11 protein-coding genes are annotated in these 12,935 nt (G+C 57.2%); 5 read left to right on the top strand and 6 right to left on the bottom strand.

Annotated features, from left to right (window positions below; genetic code table 11):
- Nucleotides 1–108: 108 nt before the first annotated feature.
- Nucleotides 109–1,413 (bottom strand): gallate dioxygenase, encoded by a 1,305-nt coding sequence (locus P3T17_RS19855; RefSeq protein WP_429408647.1) that lies wholly within the window; start codon nucleotides 1,411–1,413, stop codon nucleotides 109–111.
- Nucleotides 1,414–2,014: 601 nt separating this feature from the next.
- On the opposite strand from P3T17_RS19855, the gene P3T17_RS19850 reads away from it, so the two are divergent.
- Together P3T17_RS19850 and P3T17_RS19845 are read left to right on the top strand one after the other, a co-directional pair.
- Complete coding sequence (locus tag P3T17_RS19850; protein WP_429408646.1) at nucleotides 2,015–3,412, top strand: MFS transporter; 1,398 nt, start codon at nucleotides 2,015–2,017, stop codon at nucleotides 3,410–3,412.
- Between the two features lie 58 nt (nucleotides 3,413–3,470).
- Nucleotides 3,471–4,715 (top strand): amidohydrolase family protein, encoded by a 1,245-nt coding sequence (locus tag P3T17_RS19845; protein ID WP_429408645.1) that lies wholly within the window; start codon nucleotides 3,471–3,473, stop codon nucleotides 4,713–4,715.
- A 134-nt stretch (nucleotides 4,716–4,849) separates the two neighbouring features.
- Here P3T17_RS19845 and P3T17_RS19840 read toward each other — a convergent pair whose 3' ends face one another.
- Both P3T17_RS19840 and P3T17_RS19835 read right to left on the bottom strand, forming a co-directional pair.
- Entirely contained in the window at nucleotides 4,850–5,971 is a 1,122-nt protein-coding gene (locus P3T17_RS19840) for a porin (RefSeq protein ID WP_429408852.1), read from the bottom strand.
- A 626-nt stretch (nucleotides 5,972–6,597) separates the two neighbouring features.
- Nucleotides 6,598–7,284 carry a winged helix-turn-helix domain-containing protein gene (locus tag P3T17_RS19835; protein WP_429286426.1) on the bottom strand — a complete coding sequence of 229 codons (687 nt, stop codon included), beginning with the start codon at nucleotides 7,282–7,284 and terminating at the stop codon, nucleotides 6,598–6,600.
- A 449-nt stretch (nucleotides 7,285–7,733) separates the two neighbouring features.
- On the opposite strand from P3T17_RS19835, the gene P3T17_RS19830 reads away from it, so the two are divergent.
- Nucleotides 7,734–8,696, top strand: a complete 963-nt coding sequence (locus P3T17_RS19830) for a LysR family transcriptional regulator (RefSeq protein WP_074265648.1) — start codon at nucleotides 7,734–7,736, stop codon at nucleotides 8,694–8,696.
- Between the two features lie 75 nt (nucleotides 8,697–8,771).
- Nucleotides 8,772–8,996 (top strand): hypothetical protein, encoded by a 225-nt coding sequence (locus P3T17_RS19825; protein WP_143787552.1) that lies wholly within the window; start codon nucleotides 8,772–8,774, stop codon nucleotides 8,994–8,996.
- Nucleotides 8,997–9,028: 32 nt separating this feature from the next.
- Here the strand turns inward: P3T17_RS19825 and P3T17_RS19820 are convergent, their stop codons facing one another.
- Nucleotides 9,029–9,211, bottom strand: a complete 183-nt coding sequence (locus P3T17_RS19820; RefSeq protein WP_074265650.1) for a hypothetical protein — start codon at nucleotides 9,209–9,211, stop codon at nucleotides 9,029–9,031.
- Nucleotides 9,212–9,530: 319 nt separating this feature from the next.
- Between P3T17_RS19820 and P3T17_RS19815 the strand changes: the two genes are divergently transcribed.
- A complete protein-coding gene (locus tag P3T17_RS19815) occupies nucleotides 9,531–10,439 on the top strand; it encodes a glycosyltransferase family 9 protein (RefSeq protein ID WP_074265651.1) in 909 nt (302 codons plus the stop codon).
- Nucleotides 10,440–10,518: 79 nt separating this feature from the next.
- Here the strand turns inward: P3T17_RS19815 and P3T17_RS19810 are convergent, their stop codons facing one another.
- Nucleotides 10,519–12,162: a hypothetical protein gene (locus P3T17_RS19810; protein ID WP_429408644.1), complete on the bottom strand. Its 1,644-nt coding sequence runs from the start codon at nucleotides 12,160–12,162 to the stop codon at nucleotides 10,519–10,521.
- The gene (locus P3T17_RS19805) at nucleotides 12,152–12,895 is read right to left on the bottom strand and encodes a polyprenol monophosphomannose synthase (protein ID WP_429408643.1); all 744 of its coding nucleotides are present in this window, start codon (nucleotides 12,893–12,895) and stop codon (nucleotides 12,152–12,154) included. The genes P3T17_RS19810 and P3T17_RS19805 overlap by 11 nt, the downstream gene beginning before the upstream one ends.
- Between the last annotated feature and the right edge of the window lie 40 nt (nucleotides 12,896–12,935).

Genomic DNA, 12,935 nt, shown 5'->3' with positions numbered 1-12,935 from the left:
TCCTTGCCTGCGCTTCGGGCGTGACCGCCGTGGTCCGCCTGCCCCATGCAGTGGTTATTTAGAATCGCGTGGGGTCATCATGCGAAAGAAGCCCCACGAACGGTCCGCTTACTCGCCCATCTTTTTCCCCGTACTATCCCAATCCAGTTTTCCTGCAGTTTTTCCTGCCACCGAATACAAAGCGCCCGGCGCGTTGCGGGTGCGCTGAAACTCTTCCAGCGTTTCGCCGCGCATGGCGGCATAGATGTGAAGGTTCGACACTCCCGTGACAGCGCCGAGTTTTTCGAGCATGAAGAAGATGACGCCGTAGTGCAGCAGACCGCGCCAGTCACGGCGACGGATCAGGTCCCGTTCTTCCTCGCTCAGGCTGGCCGCCTCGAAGCTCGCTTCGGGATCGCGCAGGAACGCTTCGCGCTGGGCAGGCTCGACCATGCGATGCAGGTATTCGTTGATGCGGTAAGCGCGCACCGCCGTTTCGATACTGAACGGGTACGTGCCCTCGAGTTTCTCGATGCCGGCGAGTTGAACCGACATACGCTGACGATGGCGTTCCACGACCGCAGGATTCGTTTCGCCATCCTCACCTTCGTAGATTGCCGTGGCGATACCTGCCATCGAGGGCAGATAGTAGCTACGGTGCTTGCAGGTGACATTGGCCGACAACGCGCCGCGCATGGTGAGCCACATGACTACTTCCGCGCCCTCGAAGCCACCCAGTTCGGCGTATTCGGCCAGCGTCATGTCGGCCAGTTGCTCCGGATCATGCTCGAACAGGTCGAGGAAACGCTGGTCCCATTCCGTGTTGTTGAATCCGGCGCGCTCGCCGTGCACCTGGTGCGACAGGCCGCCGGTGGCGAGGATCGCGACCTTGAGATCTTCGGGATAACTTTCGATGGCACGCCTCAGCGCTTGCCCGAGCTTGTAGAAGCGCCGCGCACTGGGCACCGGCAATTGCAGCACGCCCATCTGCAGCGGCACCAGTTTCACCGGCCATTCAGGCTTGTGCGGGCACAACATGGACAAGGGCGAGAAGCAGCCGTGATCGAGCGCCCTGTTCTGGAAGAACGACATGTCGAACTCATCGGTCACCAGAGAATTGCCGATGTGCGCGGCCAACCCGGGGTGCCCTTTTATCGACGGCAGATCGCGTGCGCCGCCCCCTTCGTCCGCCACCTGCCATTCCGAACCGACGCCTAGCGTGAAGGCCGAATAGTGATCGAAGAAAAACGAGGTGACGTGATCGTTGTAAATGGTCAGGATCACGTCGGGTTTCTTTTCCGCCAGCCAGGCGGCCAGCGGCGCGAAGTTTTCGAAGATCGGCGCCCAGACGGGGTCGTCACGCTTGTTCTTGTCGAACGCAAAGCCGATCGTAGGTGTGTGCGAGGCGGCGATGCCGCCAATAATCCGTGCCATGCCAGTACTTCTCCAGAGAGTCGCGTCCGTCCGCTCGTTTCTGCGTAATGGCTGTGTAATCCCTGCACATTGCGGACGCATAGGACGGCCGCCGGAACGGCGCCGCCTGTCAGGACGAAAGGTAGCCCTGGGAGGGGAACATCAAAAGGGGGGGTTAACCGCATACATTGACGAAAACGTGCGGAGATTCGGTGTTGCGGAGCGTGTCTTACAGCAAAGAGTGTCTCTCCACAGGCCCGTCCAACAAGGGATTGGCGGGACCCGTCGAATATCGAAGGAAATGTCAGCGGCGATTCACGGCAAAACAGGCCGATAAACAGATTAGATGCGGTGAGAATGAAGTCGCAACAGGTCCCGTCAAGGAAGACCCGCTTCCGCCAACAAGGTGCGCGATCGCGGGCCCCTGTGCCGAAATGCGCATCTTAAGCGCCCGTTGTATTCAAGACGCGACAATTTCGTCTGCCTAAACTCAAACCACCCATCGTGGTCAATTTGAGGAGTGGTACTCGCGCGTCACCCGCTGTCGCGACCATTTTTCACGCCCGGAACATCAGGCTGGCCGAACCATCGCCCATCTGCGATCTTCTTCTGGAGGCAAGCTATGTCGACGATTCCCGCCCGTATCGAACGGATGCCGTATTCGAGCTTCCACCGCCGGTTGCTGTTCATGGGCGGGCTGGGGTATGTCTTCGATGCCATGGACGCCGCCGTGCTGGCATTCCTGCTGCCCGTGCTGCGAGTCCAATGGCACCTGACCAGCGTGCAGACCGGCGTACTTGGCAGTGGCACGTTTATCGGCTATTTCGTGGGCGCGTCGGTGGCTGGCATCCTCGGCGACCTGATCGGCCGCCGCAAGGTCATGATGTGGTCGCTCGCCATCTATTGCGTGGCCTCCGTGGCAAGCGCCGTCGCCAACGACTGGCCCTTTTTCATCGTGACACGAATTATCGCGGGAATCGGCACCGGCGCGGAGAGTGCCATCGTGGCGCCGTTCCTGTCGGAGTTCGTGGCCCGGAAATATCGGGGCAGTTTCACCGGGAGTCTCGCTTCGTTCTTTTCGTTCGGCTTTGTTGCGGCCGCCCTGCTCGGCTATTTCGTGATCCCGCTCGGTCCGGACGCGTGGCGTGCGGTGATGATTCTCACCGCGTTGCCCATCGTGATGCTGCTGTGGTGGCGCAAGGCGTTGCCCGAATCGCCTCGCTGGCTCGACAGCCGGGGCCGCACCGCGGAGGCGGAGGTGATCGTCGCCGGGATCGAGGCGGAATTGCGGGCGGCAGGGGTCGAGCTCGCGCCGCTGGAATCGGTGGACGCGCCCGCCGCGCCGGTCATCACAAACGGCAAGACGGTACTCGGGAATCTGAAAACGTTGTGGTCCGCCAGGCTCGCACGCACCACCGCAATGGCCTGGCTGATGTGGCTTTCCATCACGTTCAGCTATTACGCATTCTTCACGTGGATTCCCGGGCTGCTGGTGCAAAGCGGCATGACCATTACGCGCAGCTTCTCCTATTCGCTCGCCATGTATCTCGCGCAGATCCCAGGCTACTTTTCCGGCGCCTGGCTCAACGAGAGAATCGGCCGGCAAGCGACGATCGCCTCGTACATGGTGCTTGGCGGTATGGCCGCACTCGGCATGGCGCTGACCCACACCAACAGCGGCATCATGGTCTCGGGTATCTTCCTGTCGTTCTTCATGAACGGCACGTACGCCGGCGTCTACGCCTACACGCCTGAAGTCTTCCCCACCGATGTGCGCACAACCGGCATGGGCGTGTCTTCCGCTATCGGTCGGCTGGGTGCGATCGCGGCGCCAATCCTGGTCGGATATCTCTACCCCGTGTTCGGATTCACCGGCGTGTTCGGTGCAACCACACTGGTGCTGCTGATCGGCGCCGTGGCCGTTGTGTTGATGGGTGTGCCCACGCGGGGCAGGTCGCTGGAAGACATTGCCGCGAGCACCGGCAACGATCGTCTCGAACTGGTTGAATCGAGGCAATGACGCACACGATGACCCATCGCTGACGCGAACCCGATGACATCCTGGAGGAGGACCATGCATGACTAGCATCCTGTTTAAAAACGGCGCTTTGCTCGATCCGCTGGAGGCAGAATTGCGGCCCGGCTACGAAGTGCTCGTCGAAGGCGACACCGTCCGCGAAGTGTCCGACCGGCCGATATCGTCGGCGGGCGCTCACGTCGTCGATCTCAACGGCAAGACCATCATGCCGGGGCTGATCGATTTGCATGCTCACATGATCGCGACGCAATTCGACCTGCCGGGTCAGGTGCGAATGCCCAACGTGTTCGTCACGCTGAAGGCTTTGCCGATCATGCAAGGCATCTTGCGGCGCGGCTTCACAACCGTGCGCGACGCTGGCGGCTCAGGGCTCGCGCTCAAGCAATCGGTCGAGATGGGACTCGCCCAGGGACCGCGCCTGTTCATCGCCGGCCGAGCGCTGAGCCAGACCGGTGGACACGGCGACACGCGCGGGCGCGCCGACTTCATCGTCCCGGACGCTCCGTGCAATTGTTGCGTCCGGGTCGGCGCTTTGAGCCGGGTGGTCGACGGCGTGGACGAGCTTCGCAAGGCGGTACGCGAAGAACTACAGATGGGCGCAGACCAGATCAAGATCATGGCGTCGGGAGGCGTTGCATCGCCGACCGATCCAATCGGGGCGTTCGGCTACTCAGAGGACGAAATCCGCGCGGTCGTCGCGGAGGCGCAGGGTCGCGGCACCTACGTGATGGCGCACGCTTATACCGCCGCGTCGATGCAGCGCGCGGTGCGCTGCGGCGTACGCACGATCGAACATGGCAATCTGATCGATGAGCCGACCGCCAGACTGATGGCCGAGCACGGCGCTTTCGTAGTGCCTACCCTCGTCGCTTATGAAGCGCTACACAGCGAGGGCGTGAAATACGGTTTGCCTGCCGAGAGCGCAGCCAAGATCGAAACCGTGCGCGTGGCGGGTCTGCAGTCGCTGGAAATCTTTAAACGCGCCGGGGTGAAGATGGGCTTTGGATCCGACCTGCTCGGTCCGTCACACCGCCTCCAAAGCGACGAATTCACGATTCGCGCGCAAGTCCTGACGCCGGCCGAAATCATCAGCAGCGCAACGACGATAGGCGCCGAAGTGCTCGGCATGACGGGCAAACTCGGACGCCTGGCGGCGGGAGCGTTTGCCGATCTGCTCATCGTCGACGGGAATCCGCTCAAAGACCTGAACTGCCTGACTGGGCAAGGCGAGCACATTCATGTGGTCATGAAAGGCGGCAAAGTGGAGTTTGGCACCCTGCACTGACTGACGCGCCGGAGGCATAAATAAAAAATGGCGCCATGCTCAAAAGCATCGCGCCGAGACGCGCCTCTCGTGGCAGCGTGAAAAAACCCGGCAGTCCGGCGCCAGTGCCAGCGCCGTTGCCGGTTTCCGTTACGTTAGAACGAGTGTTGAATGCCCGCGTACGCGCCGGTCTGGGTACGGCCTTGCGTCGGGTTCTCGTTGAACGAGCCGTTGGTCAGGCCACCAGGGCCTTCGCTGTTGGCATCGAGACCGAAGTTGGCGGTACTGCTGTTACGCACTTGCGCAACCTGGAAATCGAGCAAGGTACGCTTGGACAGGTTGTACGTGCCGCCCACCGTGTAGATGGTTGCGTTGCCGCCGCCGTTGTTCGTGTTCACGTGGTAGACCGCAGCAATCAGCGCCGCAGCCGCCGTGGCCTGCCACGTCACACCGCCCCATTCCATGTCGGCCGTGCTCGGCGACGTTGGCGAACCGACTGGCGTGACCACGCCACCCGAGGTGCGCTCAGCCGTATAGCTGGCTTGGACCTTGAATTGACCGAGGAACAGGTTTGCACCGACGAAGTATTCGCGCGATGCCGTGAACGGATTGTCGAGCTGGCCGTTGAGCGGGTCGCGAATTTCGTCGTAGATACCGCGCACCTGGAACAACGGATTGGTATACGTAACCTGCAGGCCGTCGCTACGGCCGGTTGCCGCACCGGCTACGCCTTCATTCCAGTTGGTGGAGTTGCCGAGACCATACTGGCCATACGCGTCAAAGCCAGCGATCTTCGGCGACTGGTACGACAGGTTGTTGCTGGTGTGTTCCCAGTTGCGGCCGCGAACCAGCGAGGCCGACGACCAGTTCGACTGGCCGAACGGATCGAAGTCCCAGTCGCCGTTAGCGATCTGCAACTGACGCCCCATCAGGAACGTACCGAACTGGTCGTTCGAAAGTCCGACGTTAGCAATCCGGTCAAACAGAGAACCCGACAAACCCAGCGAGCCTGTAGCAGTACTAAACGCACCTTCCAACTGAAACACGGCCTTGGTACCGCCACCCAGATCCTCGGAGCCTTTGAGGCCCCACAGACTCGTACCCCAGTCGCCACTCTCCTGCCGCCAACGCGAGGTAGACCCGGTACCGTTGTTGCCCGGCAAGCCGCTTATATACTCGATGCCGGCATCCAGCCGGCCATACAGCGTCACGCTCGTTTGAGCTTGCGCAACCACACCGACCGACATCAACGCGGCGGCAACCAAACTCTTCTTCACCTTCATCCTCTCCTCCATACCGTTTTAAAAGGAATGACCGACTACATGCGGTATTGCCTCGCCGGCAATACCCGAATGGGCATCAACTTATTAGGAGCTTCACGTGGAGGACGGGCACAGAAATTCGTCTCGGCAATTGCGGGCGTGGCGCCTCGCAGCCGGTCTCCTGTCTGCAATCCGCCCAATGGGTGGAGCAAAACTACTTTTAATTGTGTCTCTTTTACTACTTTGGTTACCAGTCTACCAAAACACCTTTCAGGAGGCACAACAATCCAGTCCGGTTTAATCGCATGTCCCCAAACCGCAACACAACCTGATTGAAAGAAACTCGGTACTCCATTTGTCAATCCGATGCCATCGAATTTCACATAACAGGATACCTCAGCGCTAAAGCGGCAAAATTTTTCACATTGTGGCGATTAGAAATAAAACCGGAAACAGCTGATTATCGAATTCGCTAACAATCGCCGCACGTGCAATATCAATGCGAATTTAATTGCTAATTTAGCAATAGTTATTTTCCTGATCTGATGAGATTAAAAACGGGCGCAACGACGCCCGCCTCGCTGCGCCAGCGGGCGCGCGAGGTTCGGGGACTACAGGGACGGGGACGGTGATGCGGACGGTCAGAATGCTTCGGCGGGCATGCGCGGCGAAGCGTGCGGTTGACTGAGCGACTGGTATCCAGATACCGGGTCGAGCCGGTAACCGTAGTTGTAGATGGGTGTGAGGACGAAGTCGCCGTCGTCGCGCAACTGCAGTTTCGAGCGGATCGCGGAGATGTGTGCCGTCATCGTGCGGGCATTGATGCGCTCGTTATGCCGCCACACGGCCCCGGCGAGGTAGACACGTGACACGGGCCTCGCGAGGTTCCTGAAAAGGATCAGGGCCAGCTGGTACTCCTTCTGCGTCAGGGGAACCCGTGTCTCACCCACCAGCACGCCTCGCCCGCGCGTCTCGAAGGCGTAGCGGCCAAACTGGGTGGCAGTAGTGGTGGCGTAGCCATCCCACGTCCCGCTGAGAGTGCTTTTCACTGACGCGACCAACGCTCGCGCGGAGACGGGTTTGACAAGCAGCCCATCCTTTTCGCGGATCATCTGGCTCAGCCGGCGTTCGTCGCTTCCGACCAGCAGCATTCTCCGGTCGGGCCAGAAAATCTCCGCCAGATACGAAACGAGCCGCTTGTCGAGCTTCATTGCGTCGCTATCGACAATTGCCAGATCGGCTTCGAGTACCCATGGACTATCGATCAGCGCATGAGGACTGCCATAGCCGCGACAGTGATAACCGGCATGCCGAAGCATAGTGGTCATCGACCATGGATTATCAGGATCATTCTCGAGTGTGACCAGCTTCATCATTCTTCCCGCTCAATAACTCGCGTAAACAATACTCGCAACTCGCAAACAGCGTGCGCGACGTGGCAGCGTCCTATCTGATTTAGGCACATTCAGCGTGCATGTCAAGGCACCATGATTACCGACAATCCTTTAAAACCGGAATCATTTCGAGTGTTGCAATACTGTTTTGATCGATATCACAGCAATATTGGAAATACCCATCAAGATACAATCGGGTAAGTTTTCGAAAGGGCCTATTCCCGAAACGCCAGCGCGTCACGGTTCAATCCGTCCATCAAGTCAATGCAGTAACGTACGTGCGCGCAGACCGGAGGCCACCAGTCCCGGAAGCGACGTCGGGGCCCCACCCCACTGCCTGGCGTGTATCTGCGTCACCCCCTATTTCTGTAGTCAGGATTCCGATGGATACGTTGGAAAGCATGCGGATGTTCGTTCGAGTCGTCGAGGCGGGCAGCTTTACCAAAGCGGCGTCGCTCTCCTCTGTGAGCACGCCTCAGATGTCGCGTGCGATCACCGACCTCGAGTCTCGGCTGCACACGCGTCTGCTTCATAGAACAACACGGCATATGTCGCTGACCGAAGCCGGCGAACGCTATCTGCAACACTGCGAGCAGATTCTGGCGCAGGTCGATCTGGCGGAAGCGGAGGCGGCAGGCGCGGGTGGCCAGCCGTCAGGGAAGCTGCGGGTTCACGCAACAACCACATTTGGACAGCACCATCTGGCGCCGCTGATTGCGCGGTATAACCGGCGTTTCCCTGACGTTCTGATCGAACTGGTACTCGCGCAACGTGTGCCCGATATGGTCGACGAAGGTTTCGACGTTTCGGTGGTGGTGGCGCGCAGCCTGGCAGATTCGGCGCTGGTGTCGCAACGCATCGGCAGTCTTTATACGATCCTCTGCGCTTCGCCGCGATACCTGGCGAGGCACGGCACTCCCCTGCGCCTCGCGGACCTCAACAAGCACACGTGCCTGCAACTGGTTCTGCCCGATGTTCCGCTCGGACAATGGCATTTCGAAGACGTGGACGATCCTGTGTTTCGTCTCGCGCGGCCGGTGCCGTTCACGGTCAATGTCTCCGAAGCGCTGGCAGAGGCGATTCGCGAGGGGATGGGTATCGGGCCGTTGCCCATCTCGGTCGCGCTTCCCGCGCTACGCGACGGCAGCCTCGTGCGCGTGCTGCCTGAGCATCGTCTGCGCGCCAACAACGTCTACGCGTTGTACGCGTCACGACGCTACCTCGACGCCAAGATCAAAACCCTTGTGGAGTTTTTTCGGGAACAGGTACCGCTCTCGCTGGCTGCGCAGGAAAGCGAGCTGGATGCGTTCGGGCATGGTTTGATTCGCGAACCGCATTCCATCTGAGGCTGTGGTCGGACGAATGCGCTGCGGCGATCGCCACGCTATAGTTTCGTCCGATCAATATTGATGTACATGTGAATGGATCGCTTCTTTATGCAACGCGCAAGCGCCGTCGCATATTTAATGGATCGGCGTCGGCGCTGGTTGCAGAAGATTGAGACCACGCCGGGCGGCGATGTTGAATTTGAGCGGCAGGAAGTTGAGTTGCTAGCACAGCTCATTCTCGACGTGCGCGCCGCGCGGGTGAACACTTTTCAGTTCACCCGTCCGCAGGCTGTCGAGATCTACGTTTCTGACAACTAGCGCGAGGGGCGAGCGTTTTACCTGAAAGGGTCTTAGTTCGCGACCCTGAGGATGCTAGCCGTTTTGTCGCTGTCGACGGTCACCGCCTTCACTTCTGCATGCGCATGCAGCTCATACTCCTCGATCGCCTCCGTCGGTGCAGAGGGAAACCATGAGATTCGTCCCGCGCATTCGATTCCGACCTGGCGATCATGCCAATAGATTGTGTTTTCCATGATCTCACCTCGCTTTCCTTGAAGAGGAGATCGTATTGTGCGCGCGGCCCGGATTAAGTACGTTGTCCGGCGCACATGTGCAAGCGGAATGTGCGGCCAGGACCTCGAATTTGTCCGAAACGAGATGGGGCACTTTATTCGGCTTGGTGGTGCATCGAACAGTCGACACGACATATGAGTAAGATGTCGCCTACAACGTGCGCCGCCGCACCCCATGCATGGGCGGTAAATCCGTTCGGAGCAGAGCGTGTGAAAGGACCGGCGCACGACCTGTGGAAGTATTTAACTAAACGCCCTAGAGCTCAAATACCGCGTATTCATGACAAATCGTATCGAAATGGGTCAGAGCGTAGCCTTCCAGATGTCTCAGTCCCTAGGCGACTCTCTGTTGGCAATGATCGTTGTCAACAACCTGGCGCGAAACGGTCATCGCGTCGTCGTTTTCGGCGACTACATGTACTCCTTGCGCGACTGGTTTCCGGACTTCGAGATTCATCGCACTCCGAAGGATGATGAGGCGTATGCCGCCTACAGTGACTTCGACGTAGTGCTGCACACCTACCCGCGTAACGTAGTTGGGAATACACGTGACTGGCACCGTCGAGTGCTGGTGATGGACGAGTGGCCCATCTTCCGTCAGGTGAAGAGCATGGTCGACATTCATGTTGAGATTTGCGAGAACGAGCTTGGCCTGAAAGACGTCATTCGTGGCAATGGATGTCAGGCACCCCGCCACTTGCGGATGAGGGCTAATCCCGGGCGCGTGGCGATTCACCCAAGCGCAACCTTGAAGGGGAAGATGTGGGTGCCGCGCCGCTTCGTTGCGTTAGCCAGCCAGTTGCGCAGTAGAGGGTTCCAGCCAGAGTTCATCCTGGCCCCGAATGAGCGGGAGGCGTGGCGTCATGTGGAAGCTCGTGGCTTCGGGATGCCGGATTTCCAGTCGTTGAGCGATGTTGCCGCGTACATCTATGAGTCGGGTCGATTTGTAGGTAACGACTCCGGTCTCGCGCACCTGGCATCCAATATAGGGACGCCGGCGGTTTCGCTGATGGTTCGAAACAAGATTGCCAAGCGCTGGCGACCCGATTGGACTGAGAGCAGAGCTGTGCTGCCGTTCCCGATTTTGCCTGGGAAAATCGCGAAGGATAAACTCTGGAAATATTTTTTGCCGGTGTCTCGCGTCGTGAAGGCGTTTTCGGAATTGCAGGAAGCGGCGGAGCGGGGTTGAGGGCGTTGTTGTGCATGATGGGGGGCGACCCTGCATGGCTGGGTCGCCCCCGTACAAAGAAGTTAATATCTTGCCGCGGTTATTTCTTCAGCGCGGAATTCAGCAGACGGAATCCCGGTGAATTTTCAGCGTAGTAATAGATATCGAACTGCTGGCAGCTTAATTTCTTTGTGTACGCCCCAAGCGGCGCCACATCTTCCGCGTAGATGAAGTTCGGCGCCCGTTGACCGTTCGATTTATCTACTATCACTCCGTTGAAAGATAAATTGAAATATGGGGAGCTATTGTTCATCCATCTCATACGGCCAAGGCCTGCGAGCTGCAACACTCGACTACCAGAAGTGGAATATAAATCAAGTGCCCTGACAGTCCAGAATCCACCGACGGCGTTGAACGGCTGCTGACTCATATAATGATTATAGCAATCAACAGACTCTGAATCTGAATAGCTAGCTGCCTCGGCACTAGACAGTCGCGAAGGCACATACGAGACAAACGCAATCAAGACAAAAACGAAAAAGAACGCGAGCGTCTTTTCGCGGGAAAAACCTTTCCACATGTAAAACAAGGGGATTAAGCCCAATGCTGGGATAAACACCAATGGAACAAAATAACGCGTGTACGAATTCCCACTAGCGATTGTTCCAAATATTGTGGATAGCGGGCAAATCACAGCAAAAAACGCCACGATAAGAGCAATTGTGCTCAAAGTGCTGTCGTCATGGAAAAAGGTTCGCCGTCCCTTCGCACACAGGACTATCACCACCGCTACAGAAATCAAGAACACTCCGGCCATGACGCTATATTCGAGCAGGCTCAGGCCATTCCTCGCGATTTCCACTACAACACTCCAGCAATCCATGATGCTGGCAGTAATTTTCCCAAAATCGATATAGCCCGCGACGGCGTTTCCTACCAGATCGCGGCATAGGTGACGAAATATCTGGCCAGCAATCAGGCCAAACAATTGAAGCACAGTGGCCACCACCAGCTGACGAAATGAGAGTCGCCGGATAGCCCACACCAGGAAAACCGTTGCAAGGAAAGGCAGGGAAAACTGAAGTAACAGCAACGGGTCCGAAAAATAAGTCAGCCCGGTGACCACCACGATGGAGCCTCCGAGCAATCCATTCACCCGGCCGCTGGCGTTGGCGTTGCTCCGCTTTATGAGTTCAATATGCAAGTAAAGCAAAAGCAACGATGCAAGAATCACACCGTAGTAGTAGGTTGTGATCAGAAAAACCGAGGCAATGGTTCGTCGATTCACCTCAGGCTGCACCTCGCAGAGCATATAAAAAACCGCGAGACACAATCCGGATACGGCGAAAGCCTCGCTTCTACCTGTGTCTTTTAGAATCGACTTCGCTATAAGAAAATATAGCGCAAACAAGGTAACCAGATTAAGAAAAGCATTGAACAAAAACGTATACTTGGTAACAGGCACCAGAATACTGCTCACTGCGTAGAACAACCCTTCCGGAAACAAGAACAACTGGGAGGATAAGATCCAATGAAAACTTTCCCCAGCGCGGACAGATTTTGCAATGAGAGCCAGCGTTAGCGAATCGCCATTATAAAGAAGCAAACTCGCCCATGGTGTCAAATACAGATGTGCCAGAGCAATGCTAGCAATCAGCAATACGATTACAAATAATCCGAAAATACGAGCGTATCGCACAGCAGAAGATGAAGTCCTGCTGCTTTCGCGTATATCAACGGCCATTTTTTCCGAGCCTTATTTTCACAACCAGAAACAGACTGTCAATGATCGTTCTAGCCGGCATCTTTGAATTACCATGTTGCCGGTCATGAAACACGATTGGTACTTGAGCAATTTTCCGGCTTTTCACCGCAGCCCGATGCTTCAGGTCAATCAGAAAGCCATACCCGGCGCTGTAGAGCGAATCGAAATCAATCTGTGTCAGCAGCTTTGTGCTGTACATATTGAACCCACCGGTATAGTCGGTGAGTTCCCGACCCAGGATGGTTTTCGCATAAAAATTACCGCCCCGGCTCAATACTTTTCTGTACCAGCTCCAGTCCGGTGTCGCGCCACCGTCAATATAACGGGTAGCGGTCACAAAATCAGCGCCATCCCTTGCCGCAAGTATAAATTGATCTATATATTCGGGATTGTGGGAAAGATCAGCATCCATCTGCAAAACATAGTCCGGCGCATCTTCCAGATTCATCATTGCCTTGAATCCGTAAATGTATGCCCTGCCCAAACCTTCTTTCTTCTCCCGAACCATGACGGTTACGGAATAGTTGTCTGATTTCAGTCGCTGACCGACCTCCCTTCCGAGCACCGCCGTGCCGTCGGGCGAAGAATCATCGAGCACGACAACGTTAAAGCTTACGTCGCGGAATCTGTCGCTTACTTTTCTAAGTGCTTCGAGCAATATTCCGATGTTCCCCGATTCATTGTACGTGGGGACCAAAATTGCAATTTTCATAAATTTTTCCCATATTTCATCTCCCCGACTCCCCTCACCA

The sequence above is a fragment of the Paraburkholderia sp. GAS82 genome (assembly GCF_050436285.1).
Lineage (GTDB): Bacteria > Pseudomonadota > Gammaproteobacteria > Burkholderiales > Burkholderiaceae > Paraburkholderia > Paraburkholderia phenazinium_B.
Note: the sequence above shows the minus strand (reverse complement) of the source record. Positions and strands in the feature narration are given on the sequence as shown.